At 72.4% G+C, this 16,935-nt stretch carries 15 protein-coding genes; 11 read left to right on the top strand and 4 right to left on the bottom strand.

Annotation, left to right across the window (positions count from 1 at the left end; all coding sequences use genetic code 11):
* Positions 1-192: 192 nt before the first annotated feature.
* Complete coding sequence (locus JI742_RS03045) at positions 193-1,290, top strand: tartrate dehydrogenase (protein WP_201823898.1); 1,098 nt, start codon at positions 193-195, stop codon at positions 1,288-1,290.
* 19 nt (positions 1,291-1,309) lie between these two features.
* Here JI742_RS03045 and JI742_RS03050 read toward each other — a convergent pair whose 3' ends face one another.
* Together JI742_RS03050 and JI742_RS03055 are read right to left on the bottom strand one after the other, a co-directional pair.
* Positions 1,310-1,639 (bottom strand): hypothetical protein, encoded by a 330-nt coding sequence (locus JI742_RS03050; RefSeq protein ID WP_201823900.1) that lies wholly within the window; start codon positions 1,637-1,639, stop codon positions 1,310-1,312.
* Between the two features lie 98 nt (positions 1,640-1,737).
* Complete coding sequence (locus tag JI742_RS03055) at positions 1,738-2,406, bottom strand: DUF4197 domain-containing protein (RefSeq protein ID WP_201826323.1); 669 nt, start codon at positions 2,404-2,406, stop codon at positions 1,738-1,740.
* A 132-nt stretch (positions 2,407-2,538) separates the two neighbouring features.
* Between JI742_RS03055 and JI742_RS03060 the strand changes: the two genes are divergently transcribed.
* Positions 2,539-3,033, top strand: coding sequence for a TlpA disulfide reductase family protein (locus JI742_RS03060; RefSeq protein WP_201823902.1), 495 nt, complete (start codon positions 2,539-2,541; stop codon positions 3,031-3,033).
* Between the two features lie 45 nt (positions 3,034-3,078).
* On the opposite strand, the gene lipA is transcribed toward JI742_RS03060, so the two are convergent.
* Positions 3,079-4,059 carry a lipoyl synthase gene (gene lipA / locus JI742_RS03065; protein WP_201823904.1) on the bottom strand — a complete coding sequence of 327 codons (981 nt, stop codon included), beginning with the start codon at positions 4,057-4,059 and terminating at the stop codon, positions 3,079-3,081.
* A gap of 29 nt (positions 4,060-4,088) precedes the next feature.
* Positions 4,089-4,820, bottom strand: a complete 732-nt coding sequence (gene lipB, locus JI742_RS03070) for a lipoyl(octanoyl) transferase LipB (protein ID WP_201823906.1) — start codon at positions 4,818-4,820, stop codon at positions 4,089-4,091.
* A 163-nt stretch (positions 4,821-4,983) separates the two neighbouring features.
* Between lipB and JI742_RS03075 the strand changes: the two genes are divergently transcribed.
* From JI742_RS03075 to JI742_RS03115, 9 genes are all read left to right on the top strand, one after another.
* The gene (locus JI742_RS03075; RefSeq protein ID WP_201823908.1) at positions 4,984-6,573 is read left to right on the top strand and encodes a DUF4331 domain-containing protein; all 1,590 of its coding nucleotides are present in this window, start codon (positions 4,984-4,986) and stop codon (positions 6,571-6,573) included.
* A 13-nt stretch (positions 6,574-6,586) separates the two neighbouring features.
* Positions 6,587-6,835, top strand: coding sequence for a hypothetical protein (locus JI742_RS03080; RefSeq protein ID WP_201823910.1), 249 nt, complete (start codon positions 6,587-6,589; stop codon positions 6,833-6,835).
* A 136-nt stretch (positions 6,836-6,971) separates the two neighbouring features.
* Positions 6,972-8,237 (top strand): hypothetical protein, encoded by a 1,266-nt coding sequence (locus JI742_RS03085; RefSeq protein ID WP_201823911.1) that lies wholly within the window; start codon positions 6,972-6,974, stop codon positions 8,235-8,237.
* Positions 8,234-9,373, top strand: coding sequence for a HupE/UreJ family protein (locus tag JI742_RS03090; RefSeq protein ID WP_201823912.1), 1,140 nt, complete (start codon positions 8,234-8,236; stop codon positions 9,371-9,373). The genes JI742_RS03085 and JI742_RS03090 overlap by 4 nt, the downstream gene beginning before the upstream one ends.
* Positions 9,370-9,942 (top strand): hypothetical protein, encoded by a 573-nt coding sequence (locus JI742_RS03095; RefSeq protein ID WP_201823913.1) that lies wholly within the window; start codon positions 9,370-9,372, stop codon positions 9,940-9,942. The genes JI742_RS03090 and JI742_RS03095 overlap by 4 nt, the downstream gene beginning before the upstream one ends.
* Positions 9,943-10,198: 256 nt before the next feature.
* On the top strand, positions 10,199-12,286 hold the full coding sequence (locus JI742_RS03100) for a TonB-dependent receptor (RefSeq protein ID WP_236676755.1): 2,088 nt from the start codon (positions 10,199-10,201) through the stop codon (positions 12,284-12,286).
* 209 nt (positions 12,287-12,495) lie between these two features.
* Positions 12,496-14,766 carry a TonB-dependent hemoglobin/transferrin/lactoferrin family receptor gene (locus JI742_RS03105; protein WP_201823914.1) on the top strand — a complete coding sequence of 757 codons (2,271 nt, stop codon included), beginning with the start codon at positions 12,496-12,498 and terminating at the stop codon, positions 14,764-14,766.
* A gap of 66 nt (positions 14,767-14,832) precedes the next feature.
* The gene (locus JI742_RS03110) at positions 14,833-15,924 is read left to right on the top strand and encodes a hemin-degrading factor (protein WP_201823915.1); all 1,092 of its coding nucleotides are present in this window, start codon (positions 14,833-14,835) and stop codon (positions 15,922-15,924) included.
* 22 nt (positions 15,925-15,946) lie between these two features.
* Positions 15,947-16,804: a heme/hemin ABC transporter substrate-binding protein gene (locus tag JI742_RS03115; RefSeq protein ID WP_236676756.1), complete on the top strand. Its 858-nt coding sequence runs from the start codon at positions 15,947-15,949 to the stop codon at positions 16,802-16,804.
* Positions 16,805-16,935 lie beyond the last annotated feature (131 nt).

A 16,935-nucleotide genomic window follows, 5' to 3' on the forward strand; every position in this document is an offset into this window, starting at 1 on the left:
AGGACAGGCCGTCACGGCAGTTCAGGCAGGGGCCGATGATGCCTGCGCCCGCCCGCCCGGGGCAGCGGCCGGGCCAATGCCCGCCCCGTGCATCGCCAGCCGCCTGCGGCCGGCCGGCGCTACGCAATCCCCGCAGGCCTGCGACCGCGCGGCCTGCCTAGCATCGGGGCCCCAAATGCGACGAGACCCGCCATGAACCGACCCTTCCGCATCGCCGTCCTGCCCGGCGACGGCATCGGCACCGAGGTGATGCCCGAGGGCCTGCGCGTGCTGAAGCTGGCCGCCGCACGCCACGGCCTGCCGCTTGACGTGCAGGAATTTGACTGGGCCTGCGCCGACCACTGGCTGCGCCACGGCCGCATGCTGCCGGAGGATTGGTTCGAGACCTTGCGCGGCTTCGACGCGATCTACTTCGGCGCGGTCGGCTGGCCGGCGGTGGTGCCGGACCATGTCTCGCTGTGGGGCTCGCTGCTCAAGTTCCGCCGCGACTTCGACCAGTACGCCAACCTGCGCCCGGTGCGCCTGCTGCCCGGCGTGCGCAGCCCGCTGGCGGGCAAGCAGCCGGGCGACATCGACTTCCTCGTCGTCCGCGAGAACACCGAGGGCGAGTACAGCAGCGTCGGCGGCCGCATGTTCGAGGGCAGCGAGCGCGAGCTGGTGCTGCAAGAGGCCATCTTCACCCGCCATGGCGTCGACCGCATCCTGCGCCACGCCTTCCGCCTGGCGCAGCAGCGCCCCCGCAAGCGCCTGACGGCGGCGACCAAGAGCAATGGCATCGCGATCTCCATGCCCTACTGGGACGAGCGGGTCGAGGCCATCGCCGCCGAGTTCCCGGACGTGCAGTGGGACCGCCAGCATGTCGACATCCTGGCCGCGCGCTTCGTGCTGCAGCCCGAGCGCTTCGACGTGGTCGTCGCCAGCAACCTCTTCGGCGACATCCTCAGCGACCTGGGCCCGGCCTGCACCGGCACCCTGGGCATGGCGCCCTCGGCCAACCTGAACCCCGACCGGCGCTACCCCAGCCTTTTCGAGCCGGTGCATGGCTCGGCGCCGGACATCGCCGGCCAGGGCATCGCCAACCCGATCGCGCAGATCTGGTCGGCCGCGCTGATGCTGGACTTCCTCGGTCAGGCGCCCGGCGCCGATGCGGCAGCCGGCCGGGCGGCGCACGATGCCATCGTCGCGGCCATCGAGCAGGTGCTGCGCACGGGGCCGCGCACGCGCGACCTGGGCGGCAGCGCCTCGACCCGCGAAGTCGGCGAGGCCGTCGCCGCCGCCCTGGCGGGCTGAGCGCGGCGCGGGCGGCGGCTCAGTGCAGCGCCTGGCGCGCGGGGGCGGCCTGGGCCGGATCGGCGTCGGCGCCCTCGCTCAGCATGCGCTGCCAGTGGCCGCGGATGCGCGCCAGGCTCAGGCGGAAAGTGGGGCTCAGCGCCGGGTGGGCGCAGAGCTGGTCGAGGTTGTGCCGCAGCTTGCCAAGCATCAGCCGGCTCTGCGCATGGCAGGCTGGCGGATGGCCGAGCGCGCAACGCTCGGCCACGGCCGTCATCAGGGCCAGGGTGCCGGCCAACAGGACTTCGACGGCGGGCGGGCGCTCCTCGGCCAGGGCGGGGGAGGCTTCGGGGGAGAGGCAGGCAGACATGGTGCTCGCTCGGGCAGGGAAGAGGCGCCCATGCTAATGCGAACCATTCTCATTTGAAGCATGACCCTGCCGGCCGCAGGGCGCCGGCCCGGCCGGGCTCAGAGCCCGCCGAAGACCTTCTTCAGGATCGCGCTGCCGGTGGCCACCGGATCCTTGCGGATCTTCTTTTCTTCCTCGCCGATCATGAAGTACAGACCGTCCAGCGCCTTGCCGGTCACGTACTGCTCGATGTTGGCGTCCTGCTTCTTGACCAGGCCGAAGCCCGAGGCCTTGGCCGCGACCGCGTTGTACTTGGCGGCGAGGTCGACCTTCTCCGTCTCGCGGCTGACGATGGGCAGGAAGCGGCCGTTCAGCGGCTTGCGCGTCTTGTCGGCAAAGAAGGACGTGACCGAGGTGTCGCCGCCGCTCAGGATCTTCTTCGCATCGGCCACGCTCATGTCGCGCACGGCCTGCTTGAGCAGGCTGACCGACTCGGGCACCGCGCTCTCGGCCGCACGGTTCATGGCGGTGACCAGGCCCTCGACCCGCTCGCCCTGGCCCAGCTTCTTCATCAGCTTGGCGCCGCTCTCCAGCGCGCCCGGCAGGGGGATGCGCACCTTGGGGTTGCCGAGGAAGCCATCGGTCTTGCCGAGCAGGCCGACGGCGACCTCGGCGCCGCGCTCCAGCGCGGCCTTGAGGCCGGCGCTGGCGTCGGCGTCGCTGAAGGACAGCGCGCGGGCCTGGGCGGCCCAGAGGCCGAGCAGCACGAACGTCGCCCCCCGGCTCATACACTGCCGGCGCAGCACGTCGCACGGGTCGATGGAACGCATGGCGATCTCCTGGTTCTGAGGGCAGCCTGCCCGGTGGATCCGGCGCAGCGCCCGACCCGAATGCGCCCAGCCTACACAAAGCCCGCGACCATGTCCCTCCGCCCCCGTCTTGCCGCCGCCCTGCTGGCCCTGGGCCTTGCCGCCGCCACCCTGCCGGGTTGCAGCCCGCAGCTTGCGCCCGAGGTTGGCTACACGCTGATCGACGGTCGCAAGGAACAGCTCAGCGCCCTGCGCGGCAAGGTCGTGCTGGTGAACTTCTGGGCCACCAGTTGCGCAAGCTGCGTGAAGGAGATGCCGGACCTCGCCGCCACCTACGGCAAGTACGCCGCCCGCGGCTACGACACGGTGGCGGTTGCCATGGCCTACGACCCGCCGGCCTATGTGCTGAGCTTCGCCAAGAGCCGCGCCCTGCCCTTCAAGGTCGCGCTCGACCACGATGGCGAGCTGGCCAAGCGCTTCGGCGACATCCAGCTCACGCCGACCTCGGTGCTGATCGACCGGCAGGGCCGCATCGTCAAGACCTATGTCGGCCCGCCGAACTTTGACGAGCTGAACAAGCTGGTCGAGAAGCTGCTGGCGGCCTGAGGCAACAGGCCGGCCGCTCGCGGCACGGCGGGCTTGGCAGGGGCCTCAGGCCCCCACCCCGGCCGCATGCGCCTGCTGATCGGCGTGGTAGCTGCTGCGCACCATCGCGCCCACGGCGGCATGGCTGAAGCCCATGGCATGGGCCGCGTCCTCGAAGCGCTTGAAGGTGTCCGGGTGCACGTAGCGCTTGACCGGCAGGTGGTGGCCGCTGGGGGCCAGGTACTGGCCCAGGGTCAGCATGTCCACATCGTGCGCGCGCAGGTCGCGCATCACGTCCAGGATCTCCTCGTCCGTCTCGCCCAGCCCCACCATGATCCCGCTCTTGGTCGGCACCTTGGGATGCAGGGCCTTGAACTTCTTGAGCAGGTTCAGGCTGAAGGCGTAGTCGCTGCCTGGGCGGACCTCCTTGTACAGGCGCGGCACCGTCTCCAGGTTGTGGTTCATCACGTCCGGCGGGGCCTGGGTGAGGATGCCGAGCGCGCGGTCGTCGCGGCCGCGGAAGTCCGGGGTCAGAATCTCGATGGTCGTGGCCGGCGAGAGGGCGCGTGTCTGGCGGATGCAGTCGACGAAGTGGGCGGCGCCGCCGTCGCGCAGGTCATCGCGGTCGACGCTGGTGATGACCACGTACTTGAGCTTCAGCGCGGCAATGGTCTTGGCCAGGTTGGCGGGCTCGTCCGCATCGAGCGGATCGGGCCGGCCGTGGCCGACATCGCAGAAGGGGCAGCGCCGCGTGCACTTGTCGCCCATGATCATGAAGGTGGCCGTGCCCTTGCCGAAGCACTCGCCGATGTTGGGGCAGCTCGCCTCCTCGCAGACGGTGTGGAGCTTGTGCTCGCGCAGGATCTGCTTGATCTCGTAGAAGCGGGTGGAGGGGCTGCCAGCCTTGACGCGGATCCATTCGGGCTTCTTCAGCACCTCGGCCGGGACGACCTTGATGGGGATGCGTGAAGTCTTGGCCTGGGACTTCTGCTTGACCGTGGGGTCGTAGGCCGGCTGCTCGGGGGTCTCGGGCAGGAGGGTGCTCATGGGGGAAGGCTCCGGGTGGGGGCGGGGGCTCAGTCGAGCTGCCGGATCAGGTGGGTGGCCAGGCTCCGGGCGACGGCCGTCGGTTCGACGACCACGCCGAGGCTAGCAAGGTCGACGGTATGCAAGCCTACGTAGCCGCACGGATCGATGCGGCCGAAGGGCGCCAGGTCCATGGCCACATTCAGCGCGACGCCGTGGTAGCTGCCCTGGCGGCTGATCTTCAGGCCCAGGGCGGCGATCTTGCCCAGGCCGCGGAAGGGGTCCTCGCCCGGCGCGGCGGGCGGCAGGCGGGCATGGCCGAAGGGGTCGGCCAGCCGCACGTAGAGGCCCGGCGCGCCGACCACGCGATGCGCGGTCACGCCCAGCTCGGCCAGGGTGCGCAGCACGGCCTCCTCGATGCGGTGCACCAGCTCCTTCACGAAGTAGCCGCGCCGCCGCAGGTCGAGCAGCGGATACGCCAGTACTTGGCCGGGCCCGTGGTAAGTCACCTGGCCGCCGCGGTTGCTGGGCCGCACCGGGATGTCACCGGCGGCCAGCACATGCTCGGGCCGGCCGGCGGTGCCCTGGGTGAAGACGGGATCGTGCTCGGCCAGCCACAGCTCATCGGGCGTCTCGGGCCCCCGTGCGGCGGTGAAGGCCTGCATGGCCTCGGCGCTCTGCGGCCAGGGCACGCGGCCCCAGTCGCGCAGCACCCAGGGGTGCCCGGCGGGGGAGGTCGGCTGCGCCACGGCAGGGGGCAGCTCGGGCAGGGCGGTGTCCATGGACCGCCGATTGTCGCCAGCCCGGCCTTGTGTCTGGCAGGACACCGACCGCGCGCAGCCAAGACCGTACGCTGCACAAGGCTTTCGGACATCCAGCGGCCCGCCGCTGGCGTATCCAGCCTCGCTGCAGTCGACGAACTGCGCGCCCTCCAGGAGACTTCCCATGCTCAAGTTCCTCTCGACGAGCCGCCTTGCGCTGCTCGGAGCCGCCCTGCTGGGCGCCACCGGCCTCAGCCTGGCCTCCAGCCACCGCGAAGCGCCCTTCATCACGACTTCGCCCAAGGTCGATGGCACGGACTTCTACATGTTCCGCAGCTACGAGCCGAACCGCGAAGGCTTCGTCACCCTGATCGCCAACTACCTGCCGCTGCAAGACCCCTACGGCGGCCCGAACTACTTCTCGCTGGATCCCAACGCGCTCTACGAGATCCACGTCGACAACAACGGCGACGGCCGCGAAGACCTGACCTTCCAGTTCCGCTTCAGCACGCCGCTGGCCAATGCCGGCGCCGGCCAGACGCTGCGCATCGGCGGCGCGGGCGCCAACGGCCGCACGGTGTCGATCCCGCTGCGCCAGATCGGCGGCGTGGATGCCCAGGGCGGCACGCTGAGCTACACCGAGGGCTACACCATGACCCTGGTGCGCGGCGACCGCCGCAGCGGCACCCGCCAGGCCATCAATGGCGGCAGCACCTTCCCCAAGCCGGTCGACTACATCGGCGAGAAGACCCTTGGCAATGCCGAGGCCTACGAGAGCTACGCCAGCAGCTTCATCCGCAGCTTCACCGTGCCGGGTTGCAGCGCGTCGAACGCCAGCCAGGCCAAGGTCTTCGTCGGCCAGCGCAAGGAGGCCTTCTCGGTCAACCTCGGCACCATCTTCGACCTGATCAATGCGCCGGCCGCGGTGATCACCGACGAGGGCAATGCGTCCGCGCTCGGCAAGTTCGGCGAGCTCGACGACAAGAACGTCACCTCCATCGCCATCGAAGTGCCCATCGCCTGCCTGACCCAGGGCAGCGAGCCGGTCATCGGCGGCTGGACCACCGCCAGCCTGCGCCAGGCCCGCTTGCTCAACGGCCGCCCGGCCTCGGGCCTGCAGGCCAGCGAGAAGGTCGGCGGCGCCTGGGTGCAGGTCTCGCGCCTGGGCATGCCCCTTGTCAATGAAGTGGTCATCGGCCTGCCCGACAAGGACAAGTTCAATGCCACCAAGCCGATCGACGACGCCAGCCGCTTCGCCGATTACGTGACGAACCCGACGCTGCCGGCGCTGATCGAGGCGCTGTTCGGTGCGCCCGCTCCGACCAACTTCCCGCGCACCGACCTGGTCACCGCCTTCCTGACCGGCCTGCCGGGCATCAACCGGCCCAACAACAGCGCGACGACCCGGCCGCTGACCGAGATGCTGCGCCTGAACACCAGCACCGCGGTCACCCCCGTGGCCAGCCAGAGTCCGCTGGGCGTGCTGGCAGGTGACACGGCCGGCTTCCCCAACGGCCGTCGCCTGGGCGATGACGTGGTCGATGCCTCGCTGCGCGTGGCCATGGGCGTGCTGTGCGTCGCCACTGGCAGCACCGATGCCCTGGGTGTCGGCTGCCAGCCCTCGGATGCGCCGGCCGGCAACGTGCCCTTCGTCGATGCGGTGCGGGCCTCGGCCGCGGACTTCAAGTCGGCCTTCCCCTACCTGAACACGCCGTTGCCGGGTGCCCTGTCGCCGGCCGTCATCGCGGCCCCGACGGCCGCCCGGGCGCGCTGAGGAGTTGCCCATCATGCGCACCACCTCACGCTCCCTGCGCCTGGCCGCGCCCCTGCTTGTCCTGCTGCTTGCCGCCTGCGGCGGCGGCAGTGACGACCTGAGCGTCGCCGAGGCCGTCCGCAGCGGCAGCACGGCCGTGTTCACCGCCTTCGTGGTCGAAGAGGCCGAACGCAGCCCCGAGACGACCGAGCCGCTCTCGCTCGACAGCGTGCTCGGCGAGCTGCCGCCGACCAGCGAAACGGACGAGCCGCGCGAACTCTGATCGCGCGCTCTGCCGGCCCGGGGCCGTCCATCCTTGGGGTGGGCGGCCCCGGTCCACGTCCAGCATCTGCCGGCCTGCGGGCCCGGCTCGTGCAAGATGTTCCGGACCAGGTGCCCTGGCCTGTCCCCCCGCCCCGATGCGATTTCTTCCCCTTCTTCTGCTGGCCGCCTGCCTCTTGCTGCCCCTGCGGGCCGCGGCGGCCGATGCGCGCGCCCAGCCCCATGTGCCGACCGACCCCGAGCAAGTGGTCGCCCGGGTGCAGAGCACGCGGGCCGAAGCCGGCCGTCCCAAGCTGCGCACCTTGCGCCAGGCCTGGCGCAAGGCGCCGCGCGATCCGCAGGCCGTGCTGTCCTTCGTGCAGGCCGCCCTGCAGCAGGCCCGGCGCGATGGGGATCCGCGCCACCTCGGCGAGGCCGAGGCCGCCCTCGGCCCCTGGGCGCAGGCCGCCGAACCGCCGCCCGAGATCCGCCTGTGGCGCGCCACCGTGCGCCAGGCCCAGCATGATTTCCGCGGCGCCCTGGACGATCTCGCCCCCCTGACCGGCCCGGCCGCGCGCGACCTGCCGCCGGCCCTGCGCGCCGTGGCCGAGCTCAACCGCGCCGCCGTGCTCCAGGTGCAGGGTCGCTACCTGGACGCCGCCAGCCACTGCGAGGCCCTGCTCGACCCGGCCCTGGCCCGGCCTGGCAGCGAGGCGGGCCTGGCCGGCTCGGCCTGCCTGGCCGAGCTGTCCACCTTGACCGGCCCGCCCGGGCCCGGCCGCCAGGTCCTGGCCCAGCTCGATGCCGGCGAACGCGGCCCCGCCTGGCTCGCCCTGCTGCGTGCCGAGGCTGCCGAGCGCGCCGGCGAGGCCGACGAGGCCCTGGGCCTCTACCGCCGGGCGCTTGCCGCCCAGCCCGAGGTCTACACCCGCGCGGCCCTGGCCGATGCCCTGATCGACCGCGGCCGCTGGGACGAGGTGCTTGCCCTGCTGGCCGACGCGCCCGCCGCCGAGGCCCTGCTGCTGCGCCGCGCCCGCGCCGAGCTGCAACTGCGCCGTCCCGAGGCACGCGACACCCTGGCCCGCCTGCGCGCCACCCGCGACGCGCAAGCCCTGCGCGAGGACCGCGGCCACGCCCGCGAAGCCGCCTGGCATGCCCTGCACCTCACGCGCGACGCACCCGCCGCCCTGGCCCTGGCCGAGCAGAACTGGGACCAGCAGCGCGAGCCGGTCGACGCCCGCCTGCTGATCGAGGCGGCCGCCGCCGCCGGCCGCCCCGCCGCGGCCGAGCCCGTGCGCCGCTTCCTGCGCGAGACCGGCTTGCAAGACCAGCGCCTGCGCAAGGCCCTGGCCGCGCTGGATGCTGCGGCCAGCCGCCCGGCCGCCTCGGCCCCCGAGCTCGCGCGCCCGGAGGCCCGCCGATGAGCCTGCGACGCTGCATCGCCTGGCTGCTGGCCGGCCTGCTGCTGCTGGCCGCGGGCGCCACCCGGGCCCACCAGCCCAGCGACAGCCTGCTCGAACTGCGCGTGCAGGGCCCGCGCATCGAGCTGGCCTGGGACATTGCGCTCAAGGATCTTGATGCCGAGCTGGATCTCGATGCCGACGAGGATGGCCTGCTGCGCTGGCGCGAGGTGCAGGCCCGCTGGGCCGACATCGAGGCCCTGGCCGCCGCCAGCCTGCGCCTGGGTGCGCCGGGCGGCGAGGCCTGCAGCGGGCTGCGCGGGCTCAAGCCCCAGCTCATCGAGCATGGCGCCGGGCCGCATGTCGCGCTGCGCGCGGTGCTGGATTGCGGCCAGCCGCCCGAGCGGCTGCAAATCGCGTACAGCCTCTTTGCCGGCAGCGACCCCAACCACCGCGGCCTGCTGCGCCTGGTGCTTGAGGGCCAGGACCATGCGCTCGCCGCCGTGCTGCACCCGCGCGAGCCGGCGCGCGACTTTGCCCTGGCGGCCGGCCGCGGGCCGGGCTTTCTTGAATTCCTCGTCCAGGGCATCTGGCACATCGCGATCGGCTTCGACCACATCCTCTTCCTCGTCGCCTTGCTGCTGGTCTGCGTGCTGCGCTGGGATGGCCGGGCCTGGCAGCCGGCTGCCGAGCCGCGTGCGGCGGTGGCTGAGGTGCTGCGCGTCGTCACCGCCTTCACCGTCGCGCACTCGATCACCCTGAGCCTGGCCGCCACCGGGGTGCTGGCCCTACCGAGCCGCTGGGTCGAGGCCGGCATCGCCGCCAGCGTGCTGCTGGCCGCGCTGAACAATGTACGGCCGCTGGTGCAGGGGCCGCGGCGCTGGATGCTGGTCGCGGTCTTCGGCCTGGTGCACGGCTTCGGTTTCGCCAATGTGCTGCAGGACCTGGGCTTGCGCGAGGGCGAGCTCGTCCTGCCCCTGCTGGGCTTCAACCTGGGCGTCGAGCTGGGCCAGTTGCTGGGCGTGGCCCTGTTGCTGCCGCTGGCCTGGTGGGCGCGCGGGCAGGTCTTCTACCGCCGCGGCGTGGTGGGCGGCGGCTCGCTGCTGATCGCGGCCCTGGCGGCCTACTGGTTCGTCGAGCGGGCTTTCGCGCTCGAATGAAGCCGCTGCGCAGCGCCCGCCCGCTTCGCCGGCCGCTGGGGCTGCTGCGGGTGCTGGGCGGCTTGCTGCTGGTCGCGCTGGTCGTGCAAGCCCTGGCGCTGGCCGCCCGGCACGGTGCTTTGCAGGGCCTGCACCTGCATCTGGAACTGCGGCTGGACACCCACCCCCTGCCGGCGCAGGCGGCCGCAGCCCCCCTGCCGCTGCCCAGCCTGAGCTGGCCGCCGGGGCCGGGCGAGCGGGTGGAGGCCATGCCCGCCCCGGCCGGTCCTTGGGCGGACGACCCGCGGCCCGCCCGCGAGGCCGCGCACGATCGGGCCCATGCCCTGGCGCATGCCCAGGGCCTGGCCGAGCACCGCCACGATTTGCTGCAGGCCGACTGGCTGGGTGCTGACCCCGACCCGGCCGAGGACAGCCGTTCGACCGGCCCCGCATGGCACCCCCCGCAGGCCGGTCCCGGCCTGCCCGCGGCCGCGCCCGGACAGGCCTTGCGCCGGCCGCGTCCCCGGGCGGAAGCCTGGGTCGACTGGCAGCCCGCGCCGCCCCAGCGTCCCCCTCGCGTGCGGGCCTGAGTGCTGCCGCCGCCTGATGCGGCGGCCCCCAGGCCCGGGCCGCGGGCCCGCCGTGAGGCGGGCCGGCCCGGCGATCGCCGCTGCTGACGGCCGGCTGCTGCCGGCCGGGGAATTGCCTGCCATGTCTAACTTTTTGACCCTTCCCCGCCCGGCCCCCCGCCGTGGCGGCATCCGGCTGCACGCCGCCCGGCCCGCGGCCGTCCCCGCGCGTGCTGCCTGCCTCGGCACCTGGCTGGTCGCTCTGCTGGCCCCCCTGATGCCCGGGCCGCTCGCGGCCCAGGCCCTGCCGCCCGTCGCCGCGTCGGCCGCCGCCGCCGCTTCGGCAAGCCTGCCGGCCGTGCAGCTCCAGGGCCATTACGAAGCCGCCCCCGGCCAGGGCGATGCCGCCAGCGCGGGCACCGTCACCCAGCGCCTCATCGCCCACCGGCCGGTGCAGCGGCCGGCCGAGGTGCTGGAGTTCGTGCCCGGTCTGGTCGTCACCCAGCATTCGGGCGACGGCAAGGCCAACCAGTACTTCCTGCGCGGCTTCAACCTCGACCACGGCACCGACTTCGCGACCTTCATCGACGGCATGCCGGTCAATGCCGTCAGCCATGCCCATGGCCAGGGCTACACCGACCTGAACTTCCTGATTCCCGAGCTGGTCCGCCGCATCGACTACCGCAAGGGCCCCTATGCCGCCGAGGATGGCGACTTCGCCAGCGCCGGCAGCGCCCGCATCGTGCTGCTCGACCGGCTGGAGCGCGGCTTCGCCAGCAGCACCCTGGGCGAGGACGGCTACCGCCGCCTGCTGCTGGCCGACAGCTTCGAGGGCCCGGGCGGCCACTGGCTGGCCGCCGCCGAGGGTTTCATGAGCGACGGGCCCTGGACGGTGCCCCAGCGCCTGCGCAAGTCCAGCCTGCTGCTGCGCCATCGCGGTGGCACGCCGGGCCTGGGATGGCGCCTCGGCCTGATGCACTACAACAACCGCTGGACGGCAACCGACCAGATTCCCGCCCGCGCGGTGGCCGACGGCCGGCTCGGCCGTTTCGACAGCCTCGATCCCTTCAGCGGCGGCCGCACCGAGCGCTTCAGCCTGAATGCCGGCCTGGATGGCGAGACCGCCGACGGCGACTGGCAGGCCAGCGCTTACTGGATCCGCTCGCGGCTGAACCTATGGTCGAACTTCACCTACGCGCTCGATTTCCCCACGGCTGGCGATCAGTTCGAGCAGGCCGAGCGCCGCCAGACCCTGGGCGGCGAAGCCCGCCGCAACTGGGCCTTCACGGCCGGCGGCCGGGCGCAGCGCCTGAGCCTGGGCGGCCAGATCCGCCACGACCGGCTCGACCCGGTCGGCCTCTACCGCACGGTGGAACGCCGCCGCCTGGCCACGACCACCGAGAGCGAGCTCGACCAGACGATCGGCGGCCTGCATGCTGAGCTGGCCACCTCCTGGAGCCCGCGCTTTCGCAGCGTGCTCGGCCTGCGCCACGACCGCGCGCAGTTCGAGGTGGCGCGCAGCAGCGTGGCCGAGAACACCGGCCGCGCCGGCGACCATCAGACCAGCCCCAAGCTCGCGCTGATCTGGGGCCCCTGGACCGACTGGGCCGACAGCGAGCTGTTCCTGAACGCTGGACGCGGTTTCCACAGCAACGATGCGCGCGGCACCGTGGCGCGGCTTGACCCCGTCAGCGGCGACCCGGTCGAGCGCGTGCCCGGCCTGGTCGCCAGCCGGGGCGCCGAGATCGGCTGGCGCGGCCAGCCCCTGGCCGGCCAGCAGACGGCCCTGGTGCTGTGGACGCTGAAGCTTGACTCCGAGCTGGTCTACATCGGCGATGCCGGCAACACCGAGGCCCTGGGCGCCAGCCGCCGCCGCGGCCTGGAGCTGAACCACCATGGCCGGCTCGACGGCTGGACGATCCTGGGCACGCCGGGCCGCGACTGGCTGATCGACCTGGACCTGGCCTGGAGCCGTGCCCGCTTCGAGGCCGCGCCAGCCGGCGCCGACCGCGTACCGGGCGCGGCCAACCGGGTCGCCTCCTTTGGCCTGGGCTGGGCGCCCGAGGGTGGGCCCTGGCAGGTCCAGTTCCAGCTTCGCCACATCGGCCCGCGCGACCTGACGGAGGACGGCCGCCAGCGCTCGGCCTCGACCACCCTCGCCAGCATGCGCCTGGGCTGGCAGGCCCACCGCAATCTGCGCCTGGGCCTGGACGTGTTCAACCTCTTCGACCGTCGCGCCAGCGACATCGACTACTTCTACACCTCGCGCCTGCCCGGCGAGCCGGCCGAGGGCGTGGCGGACCGTCACTTCCACCCGGTCGAGCCGCGCAGCCTGCGGCTGACGGCGACGCTGAGCTGGGATTGAGGGCAACCGCGGGCCGGCCATGACGGCCGGCCGCTCGTGACCCATGAACTTGACATGGCTTTTTAATTGCGAATAATTCGCATTCGCTAGATCTGAGGGTGCTCTGCCCTCAATCCCCTTGGTTCCCGACCTCAGCCAGCTGAACGGTGCGCGACTTCGGTCGACGCCTGCCCGCCGAGTGATTGCTCCGGCCCTGCCGGCTGATGTCCATGTCCGCTCTCCGTCCCTGCCCGGCGGCGCTTGTGCGCCGCCACCATCCCTCACCGTGCCGCCTGCGGCCGCTCGGCCTTGGCAGCCTGGTGCTGCTTCATCTGGCCGCGGCGGACCTGCGCGCGGAGCCCTCGAACGCAGCGCGACTGGCCGCACCGTTACCGCCCGTCAGCGTCAGCGCCACACGTGAGCGCCGCACGGTCGACGAGACCGCCTCCACGGTCACTGTGATCGAGGCCGAGGCCTTGGAAGAGGCCTTTGTCAAGGACCTCCGCGACCTGGTCCGCAATGAGCCTGGCGTGAGCGTGCGCCGCGCACCGGCCCGCTTCGGCTTGGCCCAGGGCACGACCGGCCGCGAAGGCAATGCCGGCTTCAACATCCGCGGCCTCGACGGCAACCGGGTGCTGATCCAGGTCGACGGCATCCGCGTGCCGGCGGCCTTCAGCTTCGGGGCCTCCAGCTTCGGTCGAGGCGACTTTATCGAACTGGGCAGCCTGCGAAGCGTCGAGATCCTGCGCGGCCCGGCGTCTACCCTTTACGGTTCGGACGGGCTGGCCGGTGTCGTCAGCTTCTACACCTTCGACCCGGCCGATCTGCTGGGCGGGGGCCCAGGCGCCCGGCATGCCAGCGTCGGTCTGGACTGGGCCCAGGAGGACCGCAGCTTTGGCCTGAACATGCGCGGCGCCGTGCGCCTGGCTGGCGATGCTGCGGCCGGGACCGAGCTGATGGCCATCGTCGATGGCCGCCACGGACATGCCCTGGAAAGCCAGGGCGGCCAAGGGGGCGACGGCGCCGCCCGCAGCGAAGCCAATCCGCAGCAGCGTGACAGCCGCAGCCTGTTGCTGAAGTGGGTGCATCGCCCGGACAGCCGTCAGCAGTGGCGCCTGACCCTGGACCACAGCCGCGCCGACATCGACACCGATGTGCGCAGCGGTCGCAGCGCCAGCGTCGCTCGCCTGGATGCGCGCGACGACATCGACCGTGACCGCCTGTCCGTCGACGCCCGTTTTGACAGCCTGGGCTGGGCCCTGGCCGACCGGCTGCAGTTCGCCGTCTATGGCCAGGACGCCGAGACCCGCCAGTACAGCTTTGAGGATCGCAGCACCCTGGCCGACCGCAGCCGTGACAACCGCTACGAGGAACGCCTGCTCGGCCTGAACCTGCAGCTCGACAAACAGGCCGACTGGGGCGGCTTCAGGCACCGTATCGTCTACGGCCTGGACCTGGCCCGTGCCCGCATCGACAACCTGCGCGACGGCACCGTGCCGCCCAGCGGCGAGACCTTCCCGACCAAGGCCTTCCCGGCCACTGACTACACGGCGCTGGGGGTCTTCCTGTTGGACGAGCTGAGGCTTGCCGAGCGCTGGTTCCTGAGCCCGGCGCTGCGCTACGACCGCTTCAAGCTCGACCCTCGCGAGGACGTGCTCGGCGTCGAATCGGTGGCCCTCAGCGATGGCCGGCTCACACCCAAGCTGGCCCTGCGCTGGGTGGCCAGCGATTCCCTGTCGGCCTATGTGAACCTGGCCCAGGGCTATCGCGCACCCACGCCCGACCAGGTCAACAACGGCTTTACCAACCTCAGCTCGCCCTTCTTTGCCTATCGGTCGATCGGCAACCCCGATCTCAAGCCCGAGCACAGTCGCACGCTGGAGCTGGGCCTGAACGGCCAGCAGGGCACGCTGCGCTGGTCGGCCGTGGTGTTCGAGGGCCGCTACAAGGACTTCATCGAGCGTGTCGTCGTCGGCGGCAGCGGCAGCGCGGACGATCCGCAGACCTTCCAGTTCGTCAACCTGGACGAGGCCCGCATCCGCGGCCTGGAGGGTCGGCTGGCCTGGCAGCCGCGGCCGGAGTGGAAGCTGGAAGCGGCCTACGCCCAGGCCCGCGGCGAAAGCGCTGACGGCAGCGAGGCTCCGCTGAACAGCATCGACCCGCCCAAGCTCAATCTGCGCGCCCTGTGGCAAGTCCGGCCCGACCTGCGCCTGGGCGCGACGCTCAACCATGTGCGCGCCAAGTCGCGGAGCCGCATCGACGCCAGTGCGCTGGCGGCCGGCACCGAGCCTTTCGCGCCCCCGTCCTTCACCACCCTGGACCTCAGCGCGAACTGGCGTGTCAACCGCCATCTAGATCTGGGCGCCGGCCTGTTCAACCTGACGGACAAGACCTACTGGCACTGGGCCGACGTCGCCGGTCTGGCAGCCAACACCCCCGGCCTGGCGGCCTACACCCAACCCGGACGCAGCCTCGCGCTGCGCGTCCGGATCAGCTACTGAGCCCGGACCGAGTCCGCGCAGGCCTGCTGCGATCCCGCTCGCCCGATTCCTTCTGGAGCCCCGACCATGGACCCGATTGCCACCCGCCGCCTCCGCGGCGTCCCGCCGGCCGAGCAGCTCGATGCCTTCCTCGCCCTGCGCCGCGAGGCCCGGCTGCGCCACCGCGATGCCGCGGCCCGGCTCGGCCTGTCGGAAGGCCAGGCGGTGGCTGCGGCCGTGTCGGCTCCGCCACCCTTCAGCGCGGTGCGCCTGGCACCGCCCTGGCCGCGGCTCTTCGAGCGCATGCCCAGCCTGGGTCGGGTGATGGCGCTTACTCGCAACGAGGGGGCTGTGCATGAAAAGATTGGCATCTATGCCGACATGTCACACCGCGCCGACGTTGGCTTGGCCCTTGGGCCGGACATCGACCTGCGCATCTTCTACGCCGTTTGGGCCCATGTCTTTGCGGTGACCGAGCAGGCCGAGGACGGCACGCCCCAGCGCAGCCTGCAGGTCTTCGATGCCCAGGGCATGGCCGTGCACAAGGTCATCCTCAAGCCGGGCGCGGACCTGCCCGCCTGGGAGCGCTTCGTCAGCGCGTTCGCCCATGCCGACCAGGAGCCCGGCATGGCGCCCGAGTCGGCCGATCCTGCACCCCTCCCGCCACCTGACGGCGCCGTTGATGTGCCAGCCTTCCAGGCGGCTTGGCTGGCCCTTGCCGACACCCACGAGTTCTTTGGCCTGGTGCGGCGCTTCGGCCTGGCCCGCACCCAGGCCCTACGCCTGGCGCCACCCGGGCATGCCGAGCGGGTACCGGCTGCCGTGCTGGCCATGCTGCTGGAGGCGGCGGCTGCCGAAGGCCTGTCGATCATGGTCTTCGTCGGTAACCCGGGCATGATCCAGATCCACACCGGCCCAGTGAGGACAGTCAAGCGCATGGGGCCCTGGCTGAATGTGCTGGACCCGGGCTTCAACCTGCACCTGCGCGAGGACTTGATCGACCAGGCCTGGATCGTCCGCAAGCCGACGGCCGACGGAGTCGTCAGCTCGCTGGAACTGTTCGACGCGACCGGCGAGACCCTGGCCATGGTTTTTGGCGAACGCAAGCCCGGCCGTGCCGAGCTGCCGGCCTGGCGTGCACTGCTGGCCGCCCTGCCGCGTGAGGTGGCCTATGGTTGAACATCGACCACTTCCGGCCGCCTTGCGCCGCCGCGACTGGCTGGCCGCAGCCGCCGGCGGCCTGGGCGTCGCCTTGGTCGGGCCATCCGCCCGGGCTGCCGCTGCGCCGCGCCTGCTCAGTGCGGGCGGTTCGATCACCGAGCTGGTCTACCGCCTGGGTGCGGGAGGGCAGTTGCTCGCCACCGACAGCACCAGCCTCTTTCCGGCCGAAGCTGCTCGCCTGCCCAAGCTGGGCTACCACCGCGCACTCTCGGCCGAGGGCCTGCTGGCCCAGCGCGCCGACCTGCTGCTGGCCTCAGCCGATGCCGGCCCGCCGCAGGTGCTGGACCAAGTCCAGGCGGCCGGCCTGCGGGTGCTGCGCGGTGTGCCCGGCCATGGCTTTGCGGCGTTGCAGTCGCAGATCGGCTGGCTCGCTGCTGCCCTGGGCCGACCAGCCGAGGGTAGGCAATTGGCTGGCTTCATCGAGGCCGAGCGCGCCCGCCTGGCGGCCGCGATTCGCCCGGGTCCGGTGGCGCCGCGTGTGCTCTTCGTGCTGTCGCATGCAGCAGGCAATGTGCAGGTGGCCGGGTCCGGCACCGCGGCGCAGACACTGATCGAGCTGGCCGGCGGGCGCAATGCCCTGCAGGGGGTGCAGGGCTACCGCCCGCTCTCCGCCGAGGCCGCGGTGGCCGCTGCGCCGGACTGGATCCTCGGCACCCTGCAAGGCCTGGACGCGCTGGGCGGCGTGCCCGCCCTGCTGGCCCGGCCCGGCCTGGCCCTCACGCCGGCGGGCCGCGCGGGCCGGGTGCTGGCCTTCGACGCGCTGTTGATGCTGGGCCACGGTCCGCGGCTGCCGCAGGCCATCGAGCAGCTCGCCCGCGGCCTGGGCACGCTGGCATGAACCGGCTGGCCCCGCAGGCCGCAGGTCGGGTGGGCAGCGTGCCGGGTCCCGTCCGGCCCGGGGATGGCCCGGCGCCCTCGCATCCTGCCGCAGCCCCCGCACCTGCCGCGCGGCGCGCACGGGGCCGACTG

Source organism: Piscinibacter lacus (assembly GCF_016735685.1).
Lineage (GTDB): Bacteria > Pseudomonadota > Gammaproteobacteria > Burkholderiales > Burkholderiaceae_C > Aquariibacter > Aquariibacter lacus.

Bases quoted from the DNA above. Each gene is read 5' to 3' on its own strand.
- JI742_RS03095 (WP_201823913.1), top strand. From the start codon at position 9,370: ATGAAGCCGCTGCGCAGCGCCCGCCCGCTTCGCCGGCCGCTGGGGCTG.
- lipB (WP_201823906.1), bottom strand. From the start codon at position 4,820: ATGGACACCGCCCTGCCCGAGCTGCCCCCTGCCGTGGCGCAGCCGACC.
- JI742_RS03045 (WP_201823898.1), top strand. From the start codon at position 193: ATGAACCGACCCTTCCGCATCGCCGTCCTGCCCGGCGACGGCATCGGC.
- JI742_RS03105 (WP_201823914.1), top strand. From the start codon at position 12,496: ATGTCCGCTCTCCGTCCCTGCCCGGCGGCGCTTGTGCGCCGCCACCAT.
- JI742_RS03080 (WP_201823910.1), top strand. From the start codon at position 6,587: ATGCGCACCACCTCACGCTCCCTGCGCCTGGCCGCGCCCCTGCTTGTC.
- JI742_RS03060 (WP_201823902.1), top strand. From the start codon at position 2,539: ATGTCCCTCCGCCCCCGTCTTGCCGCCGCCCTGCTGGCCCTGGGCCTT.
- JI742_RS03055 (WP_201826323.1), bottom strand. From the start codon at position 2,406: ATGAGCCGGGGGGCGACGTTCGTGCTGCTCGGCCTCTGGGCCGCCCAG.
- JI742_RS03075 (WP_201823908.1), top strand. From the start codon at position 4,984: ATGCTCAAGTTCCTCTCGACGAGCCGCCTTGCGCTGCTCGGAGCCGCC.
- JI742_RS03050 (WP_201823900.1), bottom strand. From the start codon at position 1,639: ATGTCTGCCTGCCTCTCCCCCGAAGCCTCCCCCGCCCTGGCCGAGGAG.
- JI742_RS03090 (WP_201823912.1), top strand. From the start codon at position 8,234: ATGAGCCTGCGACGCTGCATCGCCTGGCTGCTGGCCGGCCTGCTGCTG.
- lipA (WP_201823904.1), bottom strand. From the start codon at position 4,059: ATGAGCACCCTCCTGCCCGAGACCCCCGAGCAGCCGGCCTACGACCCC.
- JI742_RS03100 (WP_236676755.1), top strand. From the start codon at position 10,199: ATGCCCGGGCCGCTCGCGGCCCAGGCCCTGCCGCCCGTCGCCGCGTCG.
- JI742_RS03085 (WP_201823911.1), top strand. From the start codon at position 6,972: ATGCGATTTCTTCCCCTTCTTCTGCTGGCCGCCTGCCTCTTGCTGCCC.
- JI742_RS03110 (WP_201823915.1), top strand. From the start codon at position 14,833: ATGGACCCGATTGCCACCCGCCGCCTCCGCGGCGTCCCGCCGGCCGAG.